The organism is Polaribacter septentrionalilitoris (assembly GCF_009832745.1).
In the GTDB taxonomy this organism is placed as follows: domain Bacteria; phylum Bacteroidota; class Bacteroidia; order Flavobacteriales; family Flavobacteriaceae; genus Polaribacter; species Polaribacter septentrionalilitoris.
The window spans coordinates 38,408-64,656 of record NZ_VRMJ01000033.1 but is presented as its reverse complement, the minus strand read 5'-3'; the positions used below and the strand labels follow the sequence as shown (position 1 = coordinate 64,656).

The following is a 26,249-nucleotide window of genomic DNA, read 5'->3' as shown; positions in this document are numbered from 1 at the left end:
AAAATAAGAAAATGTTAAATACGTATTTTAGAGTAATAGTAGGGTTTATGGTTTTATTAATGGTAAGCTTATCTTACTTTGTGAGCATAAATTGGTTGTGGTTTGGTGTCTTTATTGGTGTAAATATGATACAATCTGCATTTACAAAATGGTGTTTGTTAGAAACTATTTTAGTTAAACTTGGTGTAAAAAAAGAAAGTGCTTCTTGCTCTTCTTGTTAAATAACTGTTCTCCAACTCAAAAAAAGAGGTTTTCTTCATTTTAAGAAGAAACCTCTTTTTAATTTTAACAACTTTTTATTTTTATTTATTCTAAATAAACATTTATATTTGCAGTATATTTTATAATAATGATTATATTTTATACTGATAATAAGCCAACAATTACAATGACAAACACTTCAGTTTGCGATAGTGTTTGTTCGTCTAATTGTATAAAACCAAAAAGTAAATGCTGTAAAAAGTATCAAAAAAAGGGCATCAACTGTAAGCGATGCCCTCACATTTTGTTGCAAAAAGCTTCTTAAATTAAAACGTATTTAACACAGGTTTAATTTCTAAACCATTACCGTTTGAATAAAAGCTTATTGATATTCCATTAAAATTCTTTCCATCTAATTTGTAGTTATAAGATGATTTCGAGTCTTTAGTTTGTGCATTAATTTTAATTTCTGTAATTCTGTTATTTGTATCACGTTTGATATCTAAAAACTCGATAATTACTCCTTTTTCTTTTATTGATTTTTTTTGTTTTTCTAATATTTCATTCGTGTCTTTATCATTTATATAAAATAAACTGTTGCTGAAAAAATTTAATTTGTGTTCTTCTCCAAACGTATTATCAATAATAGTATACATAGAGAGTGATTTAGTTTTTAAATCGTATTTTAAAATTAAAGAATTAGTTTCTCTCATTGTGGTAAATGGATATATTCTTTCAAAGATTGCTTCTTGCTTATGCTCTCCATTGTCAAATAGATATTTAAAATCTGCAACCTCACCATTTTTATTTATGATTTCAAAATCAAAACCAATATTATAATTTTCTTTTAAAGACTTACTTTGTGCTTTTAGTTTTTCTAAAGTTGTGTTTTTATTGAAAATAATTTCTATGAATTTTTCTTTGGTGTTTATAAGTACGACCCCATTTTTTCCTTTTTGGCCAAATACTTTAGTAGATTCTCCAGTTAATACTGATATAGAATGTATATCAACTTCATTTATTTTTTGTAATTTTTTTTCTGTAATTTTTTTTCCGTCTAAAAAAAAAGCAGAACCTTTATACCTTTCTAATAATTCAATTACTAAAAGCGATGTTGTCTTATCACTAGATTTGTTTATTTTTTTGGAATTGTTGCTCTTTCTATGAGGACCAATTTTAAGTCCATTTTCATCTGTGTAAGAGGTTATTTCGATTGATTCAATAGGTTTGTTATTATTTTGACTATAATTTACTGTACTACCACTTTTAGATTTTACATTAATTTTAATAGCAATAATTTCTCCATTATTGTTTCTTTTAACGCCTGTGATTTTGGCATCCATTCCTTTCTTTTTTAAAGAATTTTTAATTCTTTTTAAAGCTGCATCAGTATCATAACTTCTTATGATAAAAGATTCCTGATTGTATTCTGGAATATTTTTTTCTATTTCCTTTTCAACATAAACCTCTTCTTTATTAAAATTCATAAGAAAAAGAGCTAATACAGGAATTACCAGCGCATATTTTAGTTGGTTAATTTTTTTAGATTTAGTTTTTTGTAACATAACAATTCGTTTTTTTATGGGTGATTTATAAAAGCTATTGGATATCGCCAACTGTTTATTTTTGATACTCGTTTTAAGTAAAGTATATTGATAATTTTTTTTACAGTTTGTATTCTTAATTGCATTTTCATCAGCAATAAATTCTAAGTTTTCTTTTACAGCTTTAGCATACAACCACATAAAAGGGTTAAACCAAAAGACTACACAAGAGAGTTGTGTTAAGATGATATCTATAGAATGTAGTTCTTTAACATGTGCTTTTTCGTGTTTTAAAATATGCGCTAATTCTACTTTGCTAAACATTGTAGAATTGTATACAATCCATTTAAAAAACGAAAATGGTAATATATTTTCATTTGTTTTTATAATTGTAAAACCGTCTTGTTTTATAGATATGTTTTGTTTGGTGACACGAATTAGGGATACGAATTGAAGCACAAGACGAATAGAAAATCCTAAAACACCAAGTAGATAAATAGAAGGTATATAATTTATTATCTGAAAAGGCTGTTCTATATGTTCTGTCGTTATAGGAATGAATGAAGTTTCAGCAAAAGAATTTGTTGTAAATTCTGGAGTATATTCTATATAAATAGGAATTGTAATGAAAGGAATTAAAAATATTGCAAAAACTCCTACGAATAAGAAAATTCTATTAAACTGAAAAAACGTATCGTTTTGTAATACTATTTTGTAAAACAAATACAAAATTGCCGTTATTAAACTTGCTTTAAAAAAATATTCCATAATTATTTTTTTTGTTCAATTAAAGCAATAATCTCTTTAAGCTCTTCCACACTAATTTTTTCTTCCTTCGCAAAAAAAGATACCATATTTTTATAAGAGCTATTAAAATAGTTGTTAATAGCTGTATTCATAAATTTTTTTCTATAATTTTCTAGAGACACAATAGGAAAATATTGATGTGTTTTTCCATAAGCTGTGTAACCAACATAGCCTTTTTCTTCTAGTTTTCTAATAATTGTAGAAAGTGTGTTGTAATGAGGTTTGTCTGTTTTAATTGCTGCTAAAACATCTTTTACAAAAGCTTTTTTTAGCTTCCATAAAACGTGCATAATTTCTTCTTCTTTGTTCGTTAGTTTTTCCATTTTAAATTGATAATTATTAAAAGCACTACAAACGTATAACTATTTTTATAGTTATACAACTTAAATTATAGTTATTTAACTATAATTTAAGTTTTACAAGGAAGTTTTTCAATTTAAAATAGATTTTAAAAAGTAAAAAAAATCGTCTTTAATATTACTTAACAGTTTTTTTCTTTAAAAAGCAAGTGTTGTAATAAATACAAAAAAAAGGGCATCAACTGTAAGCGATGCCCTAATATTCTGCTGAAAACAGCTTCTTAATACATAAATTTACTTTCTACATAAAGGATCTACACCTATAGTTCCTTCTAAAAGATTTAAATACACTTTAGAACTTACTTCTTCTAGACGTTGTTTAACTTGTGTTAAACGATCTTGAATATTTAATTCATTAGCAATATTTGTGTTGAATGGATTAGAAATAAAATCTTCTAAATATTGAATTTGTTTTGTGAAAAATGCAATATCTTTTTCTTGTTTTAATTTTAATCGTTCTTTATACCAATCGCTATTCACTACATAATCTCTATCAAAGTATTTTCTTAACTCTGGATCACTAATCTCTTTTCCTTCATAATTTCCATACGCCATAATGTGTAACAAAATTTTTAAAGGAGGTATTGCAGCTTCTATACTTCCATCTTCAAAATAGTTTAAAGCTACTTTTTGTTGTGCTTCAGTGATGTTTTTAATACCATCTACATAATCTTCTAAACCTTGTAATTCTGGTTTTAACATTCTATCACTAAATACAGCTGTAGGTTCGTCAAAAATTCTACTCATACATCTGTAAGAGAATTTTTTGGTAATTCTGTACCCTAATCTACTCGCTAAAATAGTTTCACCTTCATGTTCAAAATCTTCAATTTTTTCTAAACACCCAGTTTCTATTAGGCTTTTTGGGTTTCTATCTTCAGTTTCTAATCTTGCCCAAATTTCAGGAATTAATAAACTAACATCATGGTCAATTTTATTTTCAGCTCCTACATAACCAGCAGCAGTACTAAATCCGTGAGACTCTGTTAAAATATGTGATAATAAAGCATTGTTTAAATCTGTTGTTGGTGTTAACATATTAAACGGTGCTTTAGTTAAAGCCCCTTCAGAACCAGCTCCTGTTGTTGACGGAGATTTACCTGTTAAACTACAGATAAAGTCCATAAATAATTCTGGAGTTTCTTGGAAATGAATTGGATTATACACTGCTAAAGGTCTAATTCCATTAGCTTTATCAACAGGGTTGTTTCTTCTACCTGGTAAAACTGCATTTACAACATGATTTAATGGTTCATTTAATCCCATTTTTCTAACTAACCGAACTCCAATATCAGCTAAATAACTTGCTTCAGTTTCTTCAATAAATCTATTTGGCTCTAGATAACGAGGATTTTTAGTTGGTTCTCCATTTACAATTCTTGTATGCGAAGGAACAACAAAATATTCTTCCTCTTTATCACTTTTTACAATACTTTCTATAAAGTCTTGTACCGGTTTTGTGTATTTATCAAAGTTGATGGTGTCTTCATACAAAGCAATTGCATCTTCTTTTTTCAACAACTCATAGTTTGTTAAAAATCTACCTTCTGTTACCAAATCTAATTCAGCACCTTTGTCATAACCTCTTACTACAGCTTCATCTGGTCTTTGAAACAAATGTGCTTCGCAATTGGTAAGAACTTTTAAACTTTTATTGGTAAACTCTGGGTTTAAGTTGTCTAATCTGTTTCTTGGTATAGTTATAGATGCTGTAATATCATCTTCTGTTTGAATTTTTTCACACGGAGAAAAATCAGAACGTAATTTGTTTAACATCCAGTTTCCTTGAGGATTAAATCCGATACGAACATAACTACCCACCACAGGATTATTGTTGTAAATCACTCCAGTTCCTTTTTTACCGTTGATAATTTCAACAGTCATGTACTCCTTCCAGTTTAATCCACCATGTGCTTGTCTGTATAATCGTTTTACAAACAACACTAAAGAACGGATATGAACAGGAATGTTTCTTAACATCTCATTAAATTCATCAGAGTTTTGATCTGATGGTGTTAACAACCTTACAGCAGAACTTAATGTTCTTTCTTCACTTAAGAAAGATCTAGAAACGGGTCTATTAGGATCTTTTACTTTCCAACGATTAGAATATGTGTATTCTATAATTTCATCAGCTTTCTTAAAATCTTCTTCTATATTTTGGATGTTAAAAGTGCTATATGTAATCGCATTTTGCATCGATTTAGAAATCTCAGATTTTCCTCCACCAGATACTGTACAAGGCTTATGACAGAATATACCTTCTGCAAACGTATCTACAATTCTCCAAAGATTAACCGATTTGTGTTTTTCTAATTTGAATTTATTTCCAGTAGGGTGTACGTATGTTTTATGAGGAGATAATGTAAGTTTTTGCTCTTTACTATTATGCGTCCAAGTAATGCTATTGGTGTTTGTGTTTACATAAGAAAACTCTGGAATGTATATGATATTTGGATATTTTTTATCAACAGCATAGTTTTCTGGCTTCACATCAATTCTGTCTCCTAAAAGTTCTTTAACCCCTTCAAAAGTATGTTGAAAATTATGGAACTCAGAATAGTCTTTACCATCAAGAGTATCACCCATTACTCTTCTTGCAAATGCAATTGCACCACCAGCGTGTTCTTCTTCTACCAAACCATATAAGTTGGCAGAATAACTAATTTGAGTTTTTATTTCTTTTTTAGAATATCCGTAATAATTATCAGCTATTAAAGTAATTACTACACCTCTGTCATCTCTACAAGTAATTTTAAAGGCACCACCATCATTATACAGTTCATTTTCATCTTTCCAGCACATACCATCTTTACGTTGACGCTCTGTTGCATCATCAAAATGAGGTAAACCAACTTCTTTTTTTGTAAGTTTTAATAATTGAGGAGCTAATACAATACAACCTGTATGACCTGTCCAATGTTCTGTGTCTAATGCAGCATCGTTTTGAGCTAAATTAGGATCGCCAGCATTACCAAAGATAGATTCTACAAAATCTAAATTACTTACTAAGTTTCCAGGAACAAAGAACCTAACTTCTAAAGATTTTTTTGAAATTACACCTTTTACTTCAGGACAAACAGTGGGTCTTAATAACATTGAAACCATCACTTTTGCTTTTTCTTCTTGATTAGAAGTAAATGGTAGCACTTTTAAATCATCATTAGGATTAAAAGCTGCGTTTAAAAAATGTGCAAAAACAACTTTTGGAACTTCAAACTTATCAAGAGGTACAGGTAAATCTCCTTCAACAATATGAAAAGTACCTTTTGTAGTTCTTTTATCGTGTAAAGGATTATTTAAAATACCTTGCTTTACTCTATTAGAAGTTACTAAATCACTTTTAAAAGAATCTCCATTTGGTGGCAAACTAACTTCTCTAGCTTGTCCTTTCTTAGATAATATTAAAGTATTGTTTGGAACAACTATGGGTTTATCTATAGATACATCTTTTAAATAATCATCAATAAAATTTTGAATTCTTGCATCTACTGGTGCATGATGATTTGTTAGTAATCTAGATTTTTGTTGAAGGCTTTTTATAAGTCCTGTAGTTAATTCTTCAAATTTAGGATCTAAAAACTCTCCTTTATCATCTTTAAAAGTTGGTTGCCCTAAAGATGCCAATTGTAAGTTGATAAACTGTACAGTGTCTTTTCTAGTTTCTTGCATAATGTATTACTTAATATTAATAGTTCAGTTTCAGAAACAAAACTATAGCAAGTATGCCCAAAAAAACATGTCAAATGTCATGTTATCAGTAGAATCTACGAATACGTTTTAGGAGATATTTACTTAGAAACAAAAATTATAATCCAAGTTTTTGGGTTGCCAAAGGTAGCAGTAGCTTTACAAACTCTGTGTAAGCTTCTTTAGAAGGATGTAAACCATCATTGGCAACATAATCTGGATTTGCTAGACCAGATTGGGTGATGTTTGTAATATTTAAAAATGTGATATTATTACTTGAGCAAAAATTTTTGATGTACGTGTTGTATTTTTGAATTTCTTGTGAAATAATTTTGTTTCCATTTCCAAAAGGAGTAAAAGCATAATCAGGAATAGATAAAACAATAAGTTTTGATTTATCGGAATTTACAGATGTTATAGCTTTTTGAATAAGTAAAGGGAATTCTTTCTCAAAAGTTGAAAAAGGCAATCTTTGATACTGATTATTAACTCCAATTAATAATGTAACCAAGTCAAAATTAGTTGATAATTCTTGGTTATCAATTGCGTTTATGAGATTTCTTGTCGTCCATCCAGTAGTCGCAATTACTTTTAAATCGAAGTCTAAATCAGTATTTCTTTGCCTTAGAGAATCTATAAGTTGCTCAGGAAATCTACATTTTTGGCAAACATTTTCACCAATAGTATAACTATCTCCTAAAGACAGAATGTTTATTTTTTCCTCTATCAGTTCTTCAACTCCTTCATTTTCCATACTTCTAATTCCAGAACTGCTTCCACAAGAAAACATGATAAGTAAAATGAAAAAGTAAAAACTGTATGTTAATTTTCTATTTAAAAGCATTTAATCCAGTAACATCTAAACCAGTAATTAATAAATGAATATCATGTGTGCCTTCGTAAGTAATTACACTTTCTAAATTCATCATATGGCGCATGATGGAATATTCACCAGTAATTCCCATTCCACCTAACATTTGTCTTGCTTCTCTAGCAATATTTATTGCCATTTCAACATTGTTTCGTTTTGCCATAGAAATTTGAGCAGAAGTTGCTTTTCCTTCGTTTCTTAATGAACCTAATCTCCAAGCCAATAATTGTGCTTTTGTAATTTCTGTGATCATTTCAGCTAATTTTTTCTGTTGTAGTTGAAACTGACCAATAGGTTTTCCAAATTGTTCACGTTCTTTTACGTAACGTAAAGCTGTATCATAACAGTCCATTGCAGCACCAATAGCACCCCAAGCAATACCATATCTTGCAGAGTCTAAACAACCTAAAGGCGCCCCCAAACCAGATTTATTTGGTAGTAAGTTTTCTTTAGGCACTTTTACATTATCAAAAATTAATTCACCTGTAGCAGAAGCACGTAAAGACCATTTGTTATGTGTTTCTGGAGTAGAAAACCCCTCCATACCACGTTCTACAATTAGTCCGTGAATTCTACCTTCTTCATTTTTAGCCCAAACTACAGCAACTTGTGCAAACGGAGCATTAGAAATCCACATTTTTGCACCATTTAATAAATAATGGTCTCCCATATCTTTATATTTGGTTTCCATCCCTGCAGGATTTGAACCATGGTTGGGTTCTGTTAATCCAAAACAACCCATCCATTCTCCTGAAGCTAATTTGGGTAAGTATTTTTTACGTTGTTCTTCTGTTCCATATTTAAAAATAGGATACATTACTAATGAAGATTGTACTGATGCAGTAGAACGCACACCAGAATCTCCTCGTTCTATTTCTTGCATAATCAAACCGTAAGAAATTTGATCTAAACCTGCTCCACCATATTCCTCAGGAATATAAGGGCCAAATGCACCAATTTCTGCCAAACCGTTAATAATCTGTGTTGGGAATTCGGCTTTTTGAGCATACTCTTCAATGATTGGAGAAACATCACGTTTTACCCAATCTCTAGCAGCATCTCTCACTAACTTATGCTCATCTGTTAATAAATCATCTAAATTATAATAATCTGGTGCTTGAAATAGGTCTTGCTTCATCGATTTAGTTTTATTTTAAACAAAAATAAATATAATTGTTAATTATTAAACAATAATGAATATTAAAAATAAGGAACTTTTTTAAAGTTCTACTTTAGAAAACGTTAAAAAGTTATCCTTTTCTATTAAGTTTGTAGTAATGAAGTATACTTTAGGAAAAGAAGAACGTTTAAAGAGTAGAAAACTCATTGAGAAATTATATCAAGAAGGGAATTCTGTAAAAGCTTTTCCGTTAAGAATGATATTTTTGCAAACCCAACACACTTCAAATTATCCTGCACAAGCTGGTGTTTCTGTTCCAAAAAGGAATTTTAAGTTAGCAGTAGACAGAAATCGAATAAAAAGATTACTTCGAGAAACGTATCGTTTACAGAAACATATTGTTTACGATACCATTGATCAACCCTATATTTTTATGATTTCGTATATTGGGAAAGAAGAATGGAAATATGAAGAACTGTTCTCTAAAATGGAAAAATTATTGACTTTGTTTGTTAATGAAACTAAAAATACAAAAGATGAACATTAAAATGTCTAAAAAAACGATTCTTGTTCTTTTGGTAGGAACATTATTTTTATCGTTTTCTTTTAAATCTAAATTCTTTGAAGTTGCAAAACAGATAGAGATTTATAACACATTATTCAAAGAATTGAATATGTATTATGTTGATGAAATTAATCCTGCAGAAATTACAGATAAAGCGATAAAAAACACCCTAAAAGATTTAGACCCTTACACTAATTTTTACAATGAACAAGATGTAGAAGATGCAAGAATTCGAAGAGAAGGTGAATATGGAGGTATTGGAGTTTCTGTTTATTATACCAAAAAAGGAATTCAGATTAGAGAGGTTTACAAAGGTTTTTCTGCTGATAAAGCAGATTTAAAAGTTGGAGATGTTATTACTTCTGTAAATAACCAACCTCTCCAAAATATGAACAGAGACCAAATGTCTATGTTTTTAAAAGGAACACCCAATAGCAAATTTACTATTGATGTTGAGCGTCAAGGACAAATTATTACAAAAGAAATTACCAGAGATAAAGTTGTGGTAAATCCTGTTCCGTTTTCAGAAATGATTGATGCAGAAACAGGATATATTATTTTAACACGTTTTAGTAATAAAGCTTCATCCGAAGTAAAAAAAGCATTTAAAAAATTAAAGAAACAAGGCATGAAAAAGTTGGTTTTTGACCTACGTTCTAACCCTGGAGGATCTTTATTAGAGTCTATTAATATTTCTAATTTTTTTATACCTAAAGGGAAAAAAATAGTAAGTACTAAAGCAAAAATTAAAAAGTGGAGTAATACGTATAAAACCACAAATAAGGCCTTGGATTTAGATATTCCTATTGTGGTTTTAGTAAATGGACGTTCTGCATCTGCGTCAGAAATTGTAAGTGGTTCTTTGCAAGATTATGATAGAGCTGTAATTATGGGACAACGTTCTTTTGGTAAAGGTTTGGTGCAACGTTATCGTGAGTTGACCTATGGAACTCAATTAAAAGTGACGATTTCTAAATATTACACTCCAAGCGGAAGATGTATTCAAGAATTAGATTATGCAAATCGAAAAAAAGACGGTTCGGTACCTAAGTTTTCAGATTCAGGAATTAACAAATTTAAAACCGCTAATGGAAGAACAGTTTATGATGGTGGAGGTGTTTTACCAGATGTAATAATTGAAGAATCTAAAAGAACAGAGGCTACAAAATCACTTTTACAATCGAGAGCAATTTTTAATTTTGCGACAGATTATTTTTATAAAAATCCAAATATAGAAAATGAAGATAGTTTTGAGTTTAAAGACGCAGATTTTAAACAATTTACTAACTATCTAAAAATTGATACTTCTTTTGTAACTAAACAAGAAAGACTTTTCAAAGAAGCCTACAAAGCATCATTAGTAGATAATATTGCTAAAGAATACAGTAAAATACAAGACAAATTAGTAGACTATAAAATTGATGAAGTAGCTAAAAATAAAGATATTGTTAAAAGAGAAATTAAAGAAGAAATACTTCAAAGATATTTTTACAAAGAAGGTGTTTACAAGTATAATTTAAAGCATGATCATGTAATTAAAGAAGCAATTAAGTTGTTGAAAGATCAAAAAAAATACAAGCAATTGTTATCTGCTAAATAATTTTATATTTGAACCTCTAAATTAACTATGTCAAAACTTAGAAAAAAAGATAGAACTCGAGCGCAAGAATCTAGAAATGCAATAGAAAAATTATACATTTCTATGCGACATCTATTTAGTAGAGGTTTTTATAAACCTATGGGTGTTTCTGGAGAAACTTTACGAAATTCTTTGTTACTACTTTGTCCTGAAATCTATGGTTCCATTGCTGGAGAAAGAATAGAATTAAATGGTTTAGAGTATGTTATTGACAGGCTTCCTAAAGGTATAGAAGAATGTCAGTTTATCAATTTAACTACTGATGAAGGTTATGGAAACTCAACTTTTGAGGCAATAATTCCTCCAAAAAGAAGAAGAAATTGTTATAGAATTGATAAAGATCAAATGAATATTGAGATAACAAGAGGACGTTCTGAAATCTATGATATTCTTACGCATTTAACGTTCTTATTTATAGAATCTCATAAAATTCAACGAAGAGTTACTCTAAAGGATGGAGAAGATTTTACTCGAGAGTGGAAAAATTTAGAAGAAATTGTAATTCATAATAAAGAAATATCTGCAAAAGAACGAGAAGTTGCTCTTGTGCATTTAGGAAATATTTTAGGAAGAACCTTTGATGAGGTTTCTAAAATTCATCAAAATTTTACAACCGATGATAATCCAGATCGTTTTTTTCAACTGATGTATTGGTTGGGTAAATTGGCAATCAATGAGGTTTTAGAACAAAAGAAAAGAACTATTACATTTAGTACAAAATTAATTGAAGAAATTGGGCATCATATTTATGGAGAGATTTGGGCGAATAACATCAAAAAAATCTTAAAACAAAACAAACTATTAAAAAGACCAATTCATATTATTAGTGCAAACATGCATAGTGTTCTAAATTCTATTTATGCCAAAAATGCATTGCCAGAAGAAACTGCAAACCATAAAGGATTTGAGTTGTTCGAGTTGCTAAGTAATTCTAATAGTAAACCTTTACAAAAAAAGGTAAAAGAATATGCATCAGAAAATGGGTTGATTTACATTAAAGACACTTCTGGGACAAACATTAATGTTCAAATAATAGATACAGATAAAATAAATTTTGATAACTCTACGTTTCAAAAAGTAAACTCTACAGATGAAAATCCTGTCATAATAGTGATGGATTATGCCTTTGGAGAACAAGCTTATGAAACAATGGATGAGTTACTCAAACCCTATAAAAATAGTAAGAAAAAGAATCATTTAGATGTGAAATCGGTTTCAATAATGGGTAAGGCAGGTATTTTAGAGGGCGGTAAAGGAGACATTATGATTCCTTCTGCGCATATTTTTGAAGGTACAGCAGACAATTATCCGTTTAAAAATGAGTTATCTAAAAAAGATTTAGAAGGTTTTGGTGTTGATGTTTTTGATGGTGCTATGATTTCTGTTCTTGGAACTTCTTTACAAAATAGAGATTTGTTAAAGTTTTTCCACGATTCTACTTGGAATGTTATAGGTTTAGAAATGGAAGGAGCACATTATCAAAAAGCAATACAATCCGCATCAAGAATTAGAGGAAATATTTCTGAAGATGTAAAAGTAAGATATGCATATTATGCATCAGATAATCCATTAGAAACAGGAGCTACATTAGCATCAGGAGGATTAGGTATGACAGGAGTTATACCAACATATGCTATAACTCAAAAAATATTAGAACAAATTTTTTAATAAATAAGACAGCTATTATAATCAAACTCATATGTCAACAAATCATAATAACAACGAAGAAGAAGTAGATTTAGGATCTTTATTCAAAATTATAGGTAGAGGTTTCCAAAACCTTTTTAATTTTATTAGTAATATCTTTAAAGGTATTTTTCATGCCTTTATACTTGCTCTAATTTTTCTAAAAGACAATATTGTTAAAATAGGAATTGCTGCTATTATTGGTTTTGCAATTGGTGTGTTTATCCAAGTAAAATCAACAGATAAATATGAATCTGAAATGTTGGTAAAACCAAACTTTAAAAGTGCCAATCAGTTGTATAATAATATCAATTATTATAACGATTTGGTAAAACAAAAAGACACTTCAGGGATTCAAAATACATTTAAATTAAGTAAATTAGAAGCAGCATCACTTAAAAAATTTACAATAGAACCCATTGTAAATGAAAATGATATTATAAATTCTTACAACGATTTTATTTTAGAAGTAGATACAACCACTGTAAAAAGTTACACGTTTGATGAGTTTAAAACATCTTTTAAAGATTTAGACTATAAAATCCATAAAATTAAAGTTGTTGCTGAAAAAAACAATGTATTCTCTAAACTTGATGAAGTTATTATTTCTTCGGTTGTTAATAACAAATACTTTAAAAGAGTAAAAGAACTAACCAACGAAAATTTAAATAGAACAGATTCAATTTATCGCCAAAACTTAGCTCAGTTAGATTCTTTGCGAAAAGTGTACATGCAGGTAATGATAGAGGAAGCTAAAAAGCAAACCACAGGAACAAGTATAGATTTAGGTGGCGAAAAAAGAACTACAAAAGAGTTAGAGTTATTCGAATCTAATAGAAAAATAAATTCACGATTAAAAGACATTGCAGAAGATAAATCAGAAAAATATGAAGTCATTAATGTGATTTCTAATTTTCAACCTATTGGCTCAGAAATAAAAGGAGTAACTAAAAACAAAGCTTTTCAGCTGGCAATTTTAGGAGGATTAATAATGATTTTTATCCTGTTATTATTTAAAGTAAATTCTTATTTAAATAATTATAAAAAGTAAGAATGCTAACAATTTTAATTACTGGAGGAGCAGGTTTTATTGGGTCCAATTTTATTCCTTACTTTATTGAGAATAATAAAGAAATTCATGTAGTAAATTTAGATTTGCTTACCTATGCAGGCGATTTAGAGAACTTAAAAGAGTTAGATAATCACCCAAGATATACTTTTTTTGAAGGAGATATCTGCAATAGAGATTTAGTTGAAAATTTATTTAACGAATATAATTTCTCTGGAGTAATTCATTTTGCAGCAGAATCTCATGTAGACAATTCTATAAAAAATCCAGATGCGTTTGTAAAAACAAATGTTTTTGGCACTTTTACGTTGTTAGATGTTGCAAAAAATTATTGGATGAATTCGCCCAATAAATATAAAAAAGGTTTCGAAAAAGCAAGGTTCCATCATATTTCTACAGATGAGGTTTATGGTACATTAGGATCAGAAGGGTTGTTTACAGAAACCACACCTTATGCGCCCAATAGCCCTTATAGTGCTTCAAAAGCATCTTCAGATTTTTTGGTTAGAAGTTATTTTCATACTTATGGAATGAATGTGGTAACCACTAATTGTTCAAACAATTATGGCCCAAAGCAGCATGATGAAAAGTTGATTCCAACCATTATTAGAAAAGCAATTTCTGGGGATAATATTCCTATTTATGGTGATGGAAAAAATATTAGAGATTGGTTATACGTCTTAGATCATTGTATTGGGATTGAGTTGGTTTACAAAAATGGAAAATCTGGAGAAACTTATAATATTGGTGGCAAAAACGAGCGTAATAACTTGTACATAGCCAAAAAAATTTGTGAGATTTTAGATAATATTCATCCAAAGAAAAACTCTTACAAAAATCAAATTAGTTTTGTAAAAGACAGACCAGGCCATGATTTTAGATATGCTATAGATGCATCTAAATTAGAAAATGAATTGGGATGGAAAGCCGCAGAAAACTTCGAATCTGGAATTTTAAAAACCATTCAGTGGTATTTAAAAAAATACAATTAATATGAAAGGGATAGTTTTAGCAGGAGGATCTGGAACAAGGTTACATCCATTAACTTTAGCTGTGAGCAAACAGTTAATGCCAGTGTATGATAAACCTATGATTTATTACCCAATTTCTACTTTAATTTCTGCAGGAATTAGAGAAATATTAATCATTTCTACACCACAAGATTTACCATTGTTTCAAAAACTATTAGGAGATGGAACTAAAATAGGTTGTAGTTTTCAATACGAGATTCAAGAAAACCCAAATGGTTTGGCAGAAGCTTTTATTATTGGTGAAAAGTTTATTGGTAAAGATAAAGTTGCCTTAATATTGGGTGATAATATTTTTTATGGATCTGGTTTAGCAAATCTTTTAAAATCAAATAACAATCCAGATGGAGGTATTGTATATGCGTATCATGTAAATGATCCAGAAAGATATGGTGTTGTAGAATTTGATGAACATAATAAAGCCATTTCTATTGAAGAAAAACCAGACAAACCAAAATCTAATTATGCAGTTCCTGGCATTTATTTTTATGATAATGAAGTTATAGAAATTGCAAAAAATATACAACCAAGCAAAAGAGGCGAATTAGAAATTACAGAAGTAAATAATGTATATCTAAAAAAAGGAAAACTTTCTGTAGAAATTTTAGATAGAGGTACAGCATGGTTAGATACAGGTACTTTTAACTCTTTAATGCAAGCTGGTCAATTTGTACAAGTAATAGAAGAAAGGCAAGGTTTAAAAGTAGGATCTATAGAAGAAGCAGCTTTTAGAGCAGGTTTTATAAACAAAGAAGAAATGATTTCTATTTCTAAACCTTTATTAAAAAGCGGATATGCCAATAATTTATATAAGATATAATGAAAGTAATAGAAACACATTTAAAAGGTTGTTTTGTAATAGAACCAACTGTTTATAAAGATGAAAGAGGAACTTTTATGGAGAGCTTTAATCATCAAAAATTTGAAGAAGCTTTAGGAGCTAAAGTTAATTTTGTTCAGGATAATGAATCAGTTTCAAAAAAAGGCGTTGTTCGTGCATTACATATGCAGAAAGCACCTTATTCTCAAGCAAAATTAGTACGCGTAGTAAAAGGAAGAGTTCTGGATGTGGCTGTCGATTATAGAAAAGACTCGCCAACTTTTGGTCAGCATTTTTCTATTGAATTATCTAGAGAAAATGGAAAACAACTTTTTATTCCTAGAAATTTTCTACATGGTTTTTCAACCTTAGAAGATGATACTATTTTTAATTATAAATGTGATAATTATTACCAAACAGGCTCAGAATTAGGTGTTATTTTTAACGATGAAACTTTAGGTATTGATTGGAAATTGAATGAAAGTGAGATTATTTTGTCTGAAAAAGATAGAAAACTGGCTTGTTTAGACAAAACTATTAGTTTTTTTAACTAGCAGATAAATAAGTTTTACTTTGGATAAGTACATAAAAGATATTTTTTTAAAATCGTCAAAAGCAACAATTATACAAGTTGTTGGCATTTCTTCAAGATTGATTACAAGTATTTTTTTGGGAAGAGAATTAGGAGCGTCAGGGCTCGGAGATGTCAACCTAATTAATCAAATTATAACAATTATTTTAGTTTTCACAATGTTTGGTATGGACCATGTTTTGGTGAAAAATATTTCAATTTATTTATTTAGAAAAGAATTTAAATCAATTGGAAGAACAATTTTTACTGCTATATATATCACAACAATTATAGCTTTTTCTTTATCATTACTTCTTTTTTTTAGTGTTGAACAAATTTCTATTTTTTTTTCATCTAAAGAACTAAATACACCTTTAATTATTTCTAGTTTGGTTATAATACCACAAACAATGAGTAATGTATTTGCTTCAGCAATAAATGGGTTTAGTAAGGTTTGGCAAAGTAGACTTCTTAAAGATTTTTTAACTTCTATATTTGTATTGTTGGGTCTTTTATTATGTAATTTTTTTGATGTTCAAATTAATTTATTAAATGTTATAATAATTTATACAATAAGTAGGTGTATAACCTTTTTAATATCTCTAATATACCTTAGAAAATTATATAAACCTATATTTTTATTAGGTTCAATAGATAAATCAATGATAAAAATGGCTAAACCTTTACTTTTTGTCTCTGCAACTACACTGCTTTTATCATCTGTAGATATAATTATGCTTGGTTGGTTAAGTAGCTCTAAAAATGTAGGTTTGTATACAGTGTCAACGAGGTTAGTTTTATTTGTTGCTTTTTTTTTACAAATTACAAATTCTGTTCTTTCACCAAAAATTGCAGCTTTGTATGCCAATAAAAAAATTGATGAAGTCTCAAATATAGTAAAGAAAGTTACTTTTTGGTTAATAATTATTGGTGTCTTATCAACGTTATTCTTTTTGATTTTTGGTAAATATATTTTAACTTTTTGGGGAGAAGAGTTTATAGAAGCCTATTATTCCCTGATAATTCTTTGTTTTGGTCAATTTATTAATATTTCTACTGGTTGTTCTGGAGTTTTACTGATTATGAGTGGAAATGAGAAAGTATTTAGTTATATTTCTGGTGTTTTTTTATTGATAAATATTGTATTAAATTTTATATTTATTCAGCTTTATGGAATCCTTGGAGCTGCTATAGCAACTAGTTTAACCATTGCTGGTGAAAATATTTTAAGAGTAATTATTGTAAAAAAAAGAACAGGTATTTTAACGCTTCCATTTTAACATAATAAATAACAAACTAAATGAAAGTTACAGTAGTCATAGTAACGTATGCTAATAGGTTTCACTTATTAAAACAGGTGTTAGAATCATGTTTGGAGTCTGGTGTAAATAATATTGTTGTAGTTGACAATAATTCTGATGAAAATAGTAGAGTTAAAATAAATAATTTTATAAGTAAGAATGAAAATTTAGTATTAATATCAAATAAAACTAATTTGGGTTCTGCAAAAGCTTACAAGCAAGGTCTAAAAAGAGCGAATCAGATAGATAACGAATATATTTGGCTATTAGATGATGACAATAAACCAAGACAAAACGCTTTAAGTATTCTTAAAGATTTTTGGAATAATAAACCAAAAAATGTTTCAGCAGTTCTATCTTATAGACCAGACAGATATCAGTATAGAGATGCTGTTATTTATCAAGATCCTAATATTGTTTTAAGTAAGAAAAATAGTTTTTCTGGATTTCATTTTAAATGTAAAATTTTAAAGTTATTCTCAAAACAAAAAAAAAGTGTAAATAAATCATTTGGAGAAATAGCTTATGCACCTTATGGAGGTCTTTTGTTTCATAAAAAATTACTAAACGAAATTGGCTATCCAGATGAGAAGTTTTATTTGTATTCAGATGATCATGATTGGACATACAGGATAACTAATCAGGGCAATAAGATATTTATAGTTTTAGATAGTGTTATAGATGATATAGATACCTCATGGGCCATTAAAAACAAAGAAAAAACAATTTTCACCAAAATAAAAAATGCTCCGTCATTTAGAGTATATTATACTATAAGAAATAGAATGATTTTTGAGAAAAAATATTTAATAAATAACAAATTTATATATAACCTTAATAAAAATTTCTTTAGTATAATTTTATTTCTATTCTCATTTAGAAGTAATAATTTTAAAGTTTTTATAAGAGCTCTTAATGATGCAAATAATAATAACTTAGAAAATTATTAATGAGAATAATTATAGTTAACACTCTTTATGCGCCATATGCTATTGGTGGAGCAGAAAAATCTGTTCAAACCCTTGCAGAAGGTTTTAGTAATTTAGAAAATGAAGTTTTAGTTATCACATTAGGTAAGGAGAATAGTTTTTTTGAATTAAATGGTGTTTCTGTAAACGTTCTTAAGTTAGAAAATAAGTACTGGCCTTTTGGTTTTAATACTAGTACTAAATTTGATAAATTAGAATGGCATATTAGAGATGTGTCAAACAAAAAATACGATTTAAAAATAAAAAATATTTTAATTTCATTTAAACCAGATATTCTTTTTACAAATAACTTAGCAGGGTTTTCTACTAGAGTTTGGTCTATTGCAAAAACATTAAATATAAAAATAGTACATACTTTAAGAGATTATTATTTACAATGCCCAAAAACAGTAAAATTTCGTGAAAATAAAAATTGCGAAAAATTATGTTTTGACTGTAATGTTTTATCAGTTTTAAAAAAGAAAAACACAGTAAAAGTAGATTTTGTAGTTGGTATAAGTGAATATATATTGAAAGACCATCTTAAAAATAATTATTTCAAAGACACCCCTAGTCAAGTAATTTATAACGGATTTGATATTGAGAAAAGTAATCCAATTCATAAAACAAATGGAATAGTTTTTGGATTTATTGGTCAAATAAATAAAACTAAAGGTATTGAGTTACTCCTAAAAAGCTTTTTAAATTTAAAAGAAACTAATTGGAAACTATTAATAGCAGGAAAAGTTGATGCCAATTATTTAGAACATTTAAGATCTATCAATAACTCTAAAAATATTGAGTATTTAGGCTATGTTAATAGTACTGTTTTTTTTAAAAAAATAGATGTATTGATAACTCCTTCTTTATGGAATGAACCATTTGGGAGAGTGGTAATAGAAAGTATTTTTAATAAAAAACCTGTTTTAGGAAGTCGTAGAGGTGGAATCTCTGAGTTGTTATCTAACAACAAAGAGTTTTTATTCAAACCTATAGAAAGTGAATTAAATATTCTCATAAAAAAAATAATTTCTAATAAAAGTTTTTTAGAGAAGTTTAAATTTGATGAAGAATTTCTTTACAAGTTTAATATATCTAATACTATAGAATCTTATAGTAACGTTTTTAATAAAGTTATAAATCAAAACCAATGAAAATAAAAATAGAAAAATTATTTTATTGGTCTATTATTTTTCAAATTTTATCAACTCAAGGAGTTTTATTTTTTATCATTTTTAAATATTTGGGCAATTGGGAATTAAAAAAAATATTACATCCTATTTCCTTTATTTTAGTGGTTACTTTTTTTATTCTTAAAGCCATAAAGAAAATCAAAATATCTACCTTAGATATCACATTTTTTATATACTTTTTTGTCCTTTTTTTAATAATGATATTTAACGTTGATGGTTTAGAAACTGGGTATATTGTTTTTAGAGAAGTTTATTTTCTTTTTATTCTAATTTTTATTTTCAGTCAAATAAAAATAGAAAGGAAACACTTTAGAAAAGTGTTGAATTTAATGCTAGTTTTACTTTTGTTAAACTCTTTTTTTATTTTTTTAACCAATTATTTAGGGCCAGAAAAATTTATGATTATGATTACGGATAGATACAAATGGGGTATAGATCCAGAATATAAATTTAAGATATCTAACTTTTACAAATTCTGGAGATCTCCTGCATTAATTGGAGATGCTGCTTCAGTTGGTTATTTTAGTATCATAAGTTATTTGCTAATGGATCAAGACAAAAACTTTAATAAAACCAAGTATATAGCCTTATTTCCTTTGTTTTTTTCTTTTGTTAGAAGTGCATACCTTGTTTTTTTCTTATATGAATTTTTAAAGTTTTTCACCCAAAAGAAAAATTTAAAAATATTAGTATTGATATTTAAAATTGGAATTCCAATTTTAATAGTATCAATAATTATGCTTTCAGAATATAACATACTTTCTACAGCTTCTTTATATGATAGGTTTCATCTTTGGTCAAATAATACTAATGTTGATTATAGTTTTCTCTTTGGTGGTGAAATAGGTAGAGTAGGAGGAGGTGCTAGAGGACAAGGTTTTATAGCAACCATAGATAGTTACTGGCTTTTTCTTTTATTCTCCTCGGGTATTATAGGTGTTTTACTTACTCTATTTTTTATTTTTGATAAAAGCTTAAAAACCAATAAATCTATATTTATTTTAATTTCATTTTTTATTGCAGGTTTTTTTGTGAGCCTTACCCAAAGTTTGGTTTTTTTAAGTCTGTTTCCACTATTTTTTGTAAAAATAAAAGAAGATTTAATTGTATTAGATAATACAAAAGAATGAATAAGAAGTTAAGAAAAATCTTTATTGCATTAACTTTGTTAATAGCTGCCTTTCCAATTTTAACATTCGGAACTAGAAGTGTACTTACTTTTTTATGGGCAATTTTAGGAATCTATTTATTTGTAAACCATAAAAATAATAGACTTGGAAAAGATGTTTTATTATTAATATTTCCTTTTTTAATTCTATGTATAACTTTATTTTACTCTAAAAATTTGAATTATGGTATTTCTTTACTCGTAAAGATGGTGTCTTTTTTAATTTTTCCTCTAGTATTTTATTTGAATAGAAATTCATTTAGTAAAAAATTAATATCGTATGTTATTTACACTTTTATATTTTCTGTTTTAATTCTTATTTTTTATCAAGCAATTTCTGTTTTCATAAATTTCGATACATTATTTCAAAACATCACTCCAAGTGAAATTAAATCTAACGGATTTAAATCGATAGAAGAAATAAGTAAAACAAAGTTAGATCAAATAAAACTTAGAAGATTTAGAAATTTTATTATAGAAAAATCTAATACCCATACTACATATCAAGGTTTATGGATTTCATTTTCACTATTTATTTTAGGTTTAAATATTAAAAATTTTAAAAAAAATAGCTTTAAGTTATTCGCAATGATTTCTATTATAGTACTAGTAGTTTGGTTCTATTTGATATCTGCTAGAATGCCTTTAATGGCTTTTTTAGTTACCATAAGCTTAGCTGTTTTTATTTTTTCTAAATTACCAAAGAAAAAGAAAACTTTATTATTATTGTCAATTCCGTTAGCTTTTAGTGTTTTGCTTTTGTTTAAAAACCCTATTTCTACTAGGGTTAAAGAATATTATACTAATGGTTTATCTATTCCACATCAAAAATTTGAATCAGATCGTTTTAACTCCTCAAATGTTAGAAATGGTGTCTATTTTTGTGATTTTCAAATTATTAAAGAAAACTTTTTTATGGGAGTGGGTGTTGGAGATATTCAAGATGAACTAAATAATTGTTACTCAAATAAAATTGGAGCTAAAGTATATACTTGGCGTGATTATAACTCGCATAACCAATATGCTTTTTTTTGGATTAGTGCTGGGTTTATCGGTTTTATCGGTTTTATAGGTTTTATTGTAAATATTTTTATAAAATCTATTCGCACTGTAAATATTAGGCTGTTTTATGTAATTTGCTCATCATCTATAGTTTTTATTTCAGAAAACCTTTTAGAAAGATCAGATGGAGTTGTATTTTTCTTTTTCTTTATTGCATTATTATATTACAATAAAGACCTAAAAGCTACATAATTTCTTTTTTAATAATTGCTAATAATTTATTTGCAGATGCATCCCAGCTGTATTTTTTTATATTCTCAAACCCCTTTCCTACGAGTTCTTCTCTTTTTTTCTCATCATTTATAAGATATTTTATTTTATTTGAGATGTCTTCAATAGAAAAAGGATCACAGTATACAACAGAGTTGTTGCATATTTCTGGAATAGAAGTAAGGTTAGAAACAATACATGGACAACCACAGGATTGAGCCTCAAGAGGTGGTATTCCAAATCCTTCAAAAAGAGAAGCATAAATAAAAATACTTGCTTTATTGTACATTTCAACCAGATCTTTATCAGTTAGATATCCTGTAAAGATTATATTTTTATCATCGTAGTTATTGTCAATTATTAATTTTGAAAAAGCTTTAGATTTAGATCCTACAAAGACTAATTTATAATCTGTATCTAGTTTTTGATACGCTTTAATAATTCTATTAAAATTTTTTCTTGGATCTAAAGATGATACAGCTAGTATTATTTTTTCTCTTTCTAAATTTAGGTTTTTAAACACCTTAGAATAAGATCCATAAACTACTTCAATATTATCTGTACCATAATTTTTTATAATATCTTGTTTCACATATTTGCTTACTGTTATAACCTTTTTAGCATTTTTAATACTAATTGGTATAAAAATATTATACATTTTTTGAAATAAATAAGAAAATGTTTTTGGGTAGTACTTAAAAGCTAAATCATGTAAATACGTTATTTTATTTTTATAATATATAGGGCCAATACCACCAAAATTAATTAACAATGGAGAGTCATTTTTTTTTAAATAATTAGCTAAATCAACTTGTTCCCATAAATTTCCTGTAAAATTCCCAAATTGCTCAATTTTTAAATTGTTTAGACTTTCAATTTCAATAAGTGATTTTTTAGGAGCTACAAAAACTATTTTTTGATTATTTATAGTTTTTGGAAGTCTTTTACAAATTTCAATAGCATATCTTTGAACACCTGTAGTTTTTTGAGTTAGAAATCGTGTGTTTACGACAATCATTTACGGGAGATTTGGTATTTTTGACTTTTCAAAAATATATTTTACATACCATATAAACATAATAATTACCAAATTATTACTAATTAAAATAGAAGTTCATTAAAAGTAATTGAAAGTAGCAATAATACATTACTGGTTTTTAACAAGAAGAGGTGGGGAAAAAGTTGTAGAATCTATTTTAAAACTTTATCCAGAGGCAGATGTTTATACATTGTTTTATGATGAGGAAAAATATGGTAACTATCTAAAAAATCATAGAGTATATACTTCAAAATATAATACTTCTTTCTATAGAAAACATTATCAAAAAATATTTCCATTATATCCTAAAATATTAAAATCTTTAGAATTACAAAAAAACTATGATTTAATAATTTCTTCAGAATCTGGTCCAGTAAAAGGTATAAAAATAAAAAATAATGCAAAGCACATCTGTTACATTCACAGTCCGATGAGATACTGTTGGGGTTACACTAACGAGTATCTTAGAGCTTTACATCCGGTCATAAGATCTTTAGTAAAATACTTATTTAAAAAATTACAAAAATGGGATTATCAAACAAAAGATAATGTAGATTTATACATTGCAAACTCAGATAATGTAGCAAAAAGAGTAAAGAAGTATTACAATAAAAAATCTTTAATTGTTTATCCTCCGATATCGCCTGAATTATTTATTGAACCACTAAATAAAAAGGTAAACTCTAAAAATCATTTTTTAAGTTTTGGTGCTATTACTCCATATAAAAGGATAGATTTATTAATTGATTGTTTTAATAAAAATGGAGAAAAGCTAGTAATAATTGGAAACGGATCAGAGAAAGAAAAACTGCAAAAAAAGGCAAAAGAAAATATTATTTTTAAAGGTTTTTTAAAAGATTCTGAATTAGGTGAGTATATAGAAAAATCTAGAGCTTTATTATTTCCAGGAGAAGAAGATTTTGGTATGATACCTTTAGAAGTTATGTCTTATGGTGTTCCAGTAATAGCCTATGGCAAAGGTGGTGCTTTAGAAACAGTAGTTGAAAACAAAAAGCGTGTTGGTCAATCATCAGGAGTATTCTTTTCTAATCAAAGTAAAAAATCAGTATGTGAAGCAGTAGAATATTTTAAAACTATAGAAAAAGAATTTAACCCAGAATGGATTAGAAATCATGCAAAAAAGTTTGAAGAGTGTAATTTTTTGCATAATTTTAAAGAAATAGTTGAATCATATTTACAGAAATCGAATTGAAAAAGAGATACTCTTACTTAATAAGACCAATACAGGTTTTTATAGATATACTATTAATAAACTTTGCAGTTTATTTAATATATGATAAGGAGTTTTTGAACCTACCTTTTCTTTCTTACATCAATGCTTTTTGGCTTATTACTTCTTATTTTTTTGGTTTTTATAAAGTCTACAGACACACAAAAGTTTTAAGAATATTTACGCTATTAGGTAAGCAGTTTTCAATATTTATATTAGGATATTTTGCATATTTTGGTATTTTTAGAGAAGGAGATGTCGTAAATAACCAATTAGTTATTTTAAGCTCAATTTTAATAAGTATAACAAGTATTAAATTTTTGTGGTTTTTTCTTTTAAAAAAATACAGATCATATGGTAACAATTTTAGAACTACAGTAGTTGTTGGTTATGATGATTCGGCAAAAAAAATCATTAAGTTATTTAAAAGTAAATCCAATTTGGGGTATAAATACTTGGGCTTTTTTTCTGATAAAACCTATAAAAGTGATTTTTATTTAGGAAAATTTAATGAGATCTTCAATTATGTTTACAAAAACGAAGTAGATGAAATATATTGTTCAGTATCTTCTTTAGACAAAACTCAAATAAAGAAAATAAATAAATTAGCGATTGATAAAAATTTAAACTTAAAATTAATTCCAGACTCTAATGAGTTATACAGTAAAAATCAAAATATTGAATTTTATGATGATACGATAACTGTTTTAAATGTAAAAAAATTACCATTTGAATTTGCAGAAAATTTTTATGTAAAGAGAATATTTGATATACTTTTTTCACTTTTTATATGTGTTTTTTTACTTTCATGGTTAATACCAATATTATGGATTTTAGTTAAATTAGAATCAAAAGGACCTTTAGTTTTTAAGCAAAAAAGAGAAGGAATTAATGGAGAAGAATTTGTTTGTTACAAGTTTCGATCAATGAAAGTTAATGCAGCTGCAGATAAAGTCCATGCAACAAAAAATGACGCTAGAGTTACTAAAATTGGAGCTTTTCTTAGAAAAACTAGCATGGATGAATTACCTCAATTTATAAATGTTTTGTTTGGAGACATGAGTGTAGTTGGTCCACGACCACATTTAGAAAGTCTATCTTTAGAATATCAAAAAGATGTAGAAGATTACCTAAAAAGACACATAGTTAAACCAGGTATTACAGGTTTGGCTCAAGTTAGTGGTTATAGAGGTGAAATTAAAAGAAAGTCTGACATAAAAAACAGAATACGTTTAGATATATTTTACATAGAAAACTGGTCTTTTTTTTTGGATGTAAAAATTATTATACAAACAATATTAAATGTGTTCAAAGGAGAGGAAAAAGCATATTAATATGATAACTGCCTCAATTGTTTTATTCAATCAAGATTTAAAAACATTAAAAAAAACGGTCACTTCTTTTTTACAAACACCCATAAATAAGAAGCTTTTTTTGATTGATAATTCATCAGAAAACAAACTTCAAGAATTTTTTAACCAACCAGAAATAGAATACATTTTTATTGGGAAAAATATAGGTTTTGGTGCTGCACATAACATGATTTTAAATAAAATATCATCTAAGTACCATTTAATTTTAAACCCTGATGTAGTTTTTAATGTTGATGTAATTCCTACCTTAATAAAAGTCTTAGAAACGAACATTAACATAGCTTTTACGACGCCTAAAGTAATTTATCCTAATAATGATTTACAATATGTTTGTAGAAAACACCCTACTTTTTTTGATTTAATTAATAGAAAACTAAAGATTTCAAAAAATAAACTTATTTCCTATCAATATATTGATAAAGATTTGAATAAGTCATTTAATCCAGAATTTATACATGGGTGCTTCATGCTTTTTAAAACAGATGATTTTATCAGTTTAAGAGGATTTGATGAGCGTTATTTTTTATATATGGAAGATGCTGATATTTGTAGAAAAATTCAAGAAGTTGAAAAGAAAATTTTATACTATCCAAAAGTTAGTATTATTCATCAACATCAAAAAGGTTCAGCAAAAAACCTTAATCTATTTTTTAGACATACATCATCTGCAATAAAATACTTTTTAAAATGGGGATTTTAGTTTGGCTTGAAATTTATAATCCAAAGAAATTAAA

At 27.5% G+C, this 26,249-nt stretch carries 22 protein-coding genes; 16 read left to right on the top strand and 6 right to left on the bottom strand.

The window, feature by feature from the left end; translation table 11 throughout:
• The first annotated feature begins 11 nt into the window (after window positions 1–11).
• Window positions 12–221 (top strand): YgaP family membrane protein, encoded by a 210-nt coding sequence (locus tag FP421_RS07595; protein ID WP_159949251.1) that lies wholly within the window; start codon window positions 12–14, stop codon window positions 219–221.
• 306 nt (window positions 222–527) lie between these two features.
• Here the strand turns inward: FP421_RS07595 and FP421_RS07590 are convergent, their stop codons facing one another.
• The 5 genes from FP421_RS07590 to FP421_RS07570 all read right to left on the bottom strand — a co-directional run bounded on the left by FP421_RS07590 (window position 528) and on the right by FP421_RS07570 (window position 8,610).
• Window positions 528–2,513 carry a M56 family metallopeptidase gene (locus FP421_RS07590; protein ID WP_159949249.1) on the bottom strand — a complete coding sequence of 662 codons (1,986 nt, stop codon included), beginning with the start codon at window positions 2,511–2,513 and terminating at the stop codon, window positions 528–530.
• 2 nt (window positions 2,514–2,515) lie between these two features.
• Window positions 2,516–2,875, bottom strand: a complete 360-nt coding sequence (locus FP421_RS07585) for a BlaI/MecI/CopY family transcriptional regulator (protein WP_159949247.1) — start codon at window positions 2,873–2,875, stop codon at window positions 2,516–2,518.
• Window positions 2,876–3,145: 270 nt separating this feature from the next.
• Entirely contained in the window at window positions 3,146–6,583 is a 3,438-nt protein-coding gene (locus FP421_RS07580; RefSeq protein WP_159949245.1) for a hypothetical protein, read from the bottom strand.
• Window positions 6,584–6,719: 136 nt separating this feature from the next.
• Window positions 6,720–7,391 carry an SGNH/GDSL hydrolase family protein gene (locus FP421_RS07575; protein WP_236548074.1) on the bottom strand — a complete coding sequence of 224 codons (672 nt, stop codon included), beginning with the start codon at window positions 7,389–7,391 and terminating at the stop codon, window positions 6,720–6,722.
• A 40-nt stretch (window positions 7,392–7,431) separates the two neighbouring features.
• Window positions 7,432–8,610, bottom strand: coding sequence for an acyl-CoA dehydrogenase family protein (locus FP421_RS07570; RefSeq protein WP_159949241.1), 1,179 nt, complete (start codon window positions 8,608–8,610; stop codon window positions 7,432–7,434).
• 139 nt (window positions 8,611–8,749) lie between these two features.
• Between FP421_RS07570 and rnpA the strand changes: the two genes are divergently transcribed.
• The 12 genes from rnpA to FP421_RS07510 are packed head-to-tail and all read left to right on the top strand — an operon-like array spanning window position 8,750 to window position 21,854.
• Window positions 8,750–9,139: a ribonuclease P protein component gene (gene rnpA, locus FP421_RS07565; RefSeq protein WP_159949239.1), complete on the top strand. Its 390-nt coding sequence runs from the start codon at window positions 8,750–8,752 to the stop codon at window positions 9,137–9,139.
• Window positions 9,129–10,757: a S41 family peptidase gene (locus FP421_RS07560; RefSeq protein ID WP_159949237.1), complete on the top strand. Its 1,629-nt coding sequence runs from the start codon at window positions 9,129–9,131 to the stop codon at window positions 10,755–10,757. The genes rnpA and FP421_RS07560 overlap by 11 nt, the downstream gene beginning before the upstream one ends.
• 27 nt (window positions 10,758–10,784) lie before the next feature.
• A complete protein-coding gene (locus FP421_RS07555; RefSeq protein ID WP_159949235.1) occupies window positions 10,785–12,464 on the top strand; it encodes a DUF6909 family protein in 1,680 nt (559 codons plus the stop codon).
• A 31-nt stretch (window positions 12,465–12,495) separates the two neighbouring features.
• Window positions 12,496–13,533 carry a hypothetical protein gene (locus FP421_RS07550; RefSeq protein WP_159949233.1) on the top strand — a complete coding sequence of 346 codons (1,038 nt, stop codon included), beginning with the start codon at window positions 12,496–12,498 and terminating at the stop codon, window positions 13,531–13,533.
• Between the two features lie 2 nt (window positions 13,534–13,535).
• Window positions 13,536–14,543 (top strand): dTDP-glucose 4,6-dehydratase, encoded by a 1,008-nt coding sequence (rfbB, locus tag FP421_RS07545; RefSeq protein WP_159949231.1) that lies wholly within the window; start codon window positions 13,536–13,538, stop codon window positions 14,541–14,543.
• 1 nt (window position 14,544) lies between these two features.
• Window positions 14,545–15,399 (top strand): glucose-1-phosphate thymidylyltransferase RfbA, encoded by an 855-nt coding sequence (gene rfbA, locus FP421_RS07540; RefSeq protein ID WP_159949229.1) that lies wholly within the window; start codon window positions 14,545–14,547, stop codon window positions 15,397–15,399.
• Window positions 15,399–15,953, top strand: coding sequence for a dTDP-4-dehydrorhamnose 3,5-epimerase (gene rfbC / locus FP421_RS07535; RefSeq protein ID WP_159949227.1), 555 nt, complete (start codon window positions 15,399–15,401; stop codon window positions 15,951–15,953). Before rfbA ends, rfbC begins: the two co-directional genes overlap by 1 nt.
• Before the next feature lie 19 nt (window positions 15,954–15,972).
• A complete protein-coding gene (locus FP421_RS07530; RefSeq protein ID WP_159949225.1) occupies window positions 15,973–17,250 on the top strand; it encodes an oligosaccharide flippase family protein in 1,278 nt (425 codons plus the stop codon).
• Window positions 17,251–17,270: 20 nt separating this feature from the next.
• On the top strand, window positions 17,271–18,221 hold the full coding sequence (locus FP421_RS07525) for a glycosyltransferase family 2 protein (protein WP_159949223.1): 951 nt from the start codon (window positions 17,271–17,273) through the stop codon (window positions 18,219–18,221).
• Entirely contained in the window at window positions 18,221–19,393 is a 1,173-nt protein-coding gene (locus FP421_RS07520; protein ID WP_159949221.1) for a glycosyltransferase family 4 protein, read from the top strand. The genes FP421_RS07525 and FP421_RS07520 overlap by 1 nt, the downstream gene beginning before the upstream one ends.
• Complete coding sequence (locus tag FP421_RS07515; RefSeq protein ID WP_159949219.1) at window positions 19,390–20,562, top strand: hypothetical protein; 1,173 nt, start codon at window positions 19,390–19,392, stop codon at window positions 20,560–20,562. Before FP421_RS07520 ends, FP421_RS07515 begins: the two co-directional genes overlap by 4 nt.
• Entirely contained in the window at window positions 20,559–21,854 is a 1,296-nt protein-coding gene (locus FP421_RS07510; RefSeq protein ID WP_159949217.1) for an O-antigen ligase family protein, read from the top strand. The genes FP421_RS07515 and FP421_RS07510 overlap by 4 nt, the downstream gene beginning before the upstream one ends.
• Here FP421_RS07510 and FP421_RS07505 read toward each other — a convergent pair.
• Window positions 21,847–22,890, bottom strand: a complete 1,044-nt coding sequence (locus tag FP421_RS07505) for a glycosyltransferase family 4 protein (RefSeq protein WP_159949215.1) — start codon at window positions 22,888–22,890, stop codon at window positions 21,847–21,849. The genes FP421_RS07510 and FP421_RS07505 overlap by 8 nt on opposite strands.
• 109 nt (window positions 22,891–22,999) lie before the next feature.
• Between FP421_RS07505 and FP421_RS07500 the strand changes: the two genes are divergently transcribed.
• Genes FP421_RS07500 through FP421_RS07490 form a run of 3 tightly spaced genes read left to right on the top strand, consistent with a single transcriptional unit; the run spans window position 23,000 to window position 26,215 of the window.
• The gene (locus tag FP421_RS07500) at window positions 23,000–24,124 is read left to right on the top strand and encodes a glycosyltransferase (protein ID WP_159949213.1); all 1,125 of its coding nucleotides are present in this window, start codon (window positions 23,000–23,002) and stop codon (window positions 24,122–24,124) included.
• The gene (locus FP421_RS07495) at window positions 24,121–25,476 is read left to right on the top strand and encodes an undecaprenyl-phosphate glucose phosphotransferase (protein WP_159949211.1); all 1,356 of its coding nucleotides are present in this window, start codon (window positions 24,121–24,123) and stop codon (window positions 25,474–25,476) included. Before FP421_RS07500 ends, FP421_RS07495 begins: the two co-directional genes overlap by 4 nt.
• Window position 25,477: 1 nt before the next feature.
• The gene (locus tag FP421_RS07490; protein WP_236548073.1) at window positions 25,478–26,215 is read left to right on the top strand and encodes a glycosyltransferase family 2 protein; all 738 of its coding nucleotides are present in this window, start codon (window positions 25,478–25,480) and stop codon (window positions 26,213–26,215) included.
• Window positions 26,216–26,249: the final 34 nt, after the last annotated feature.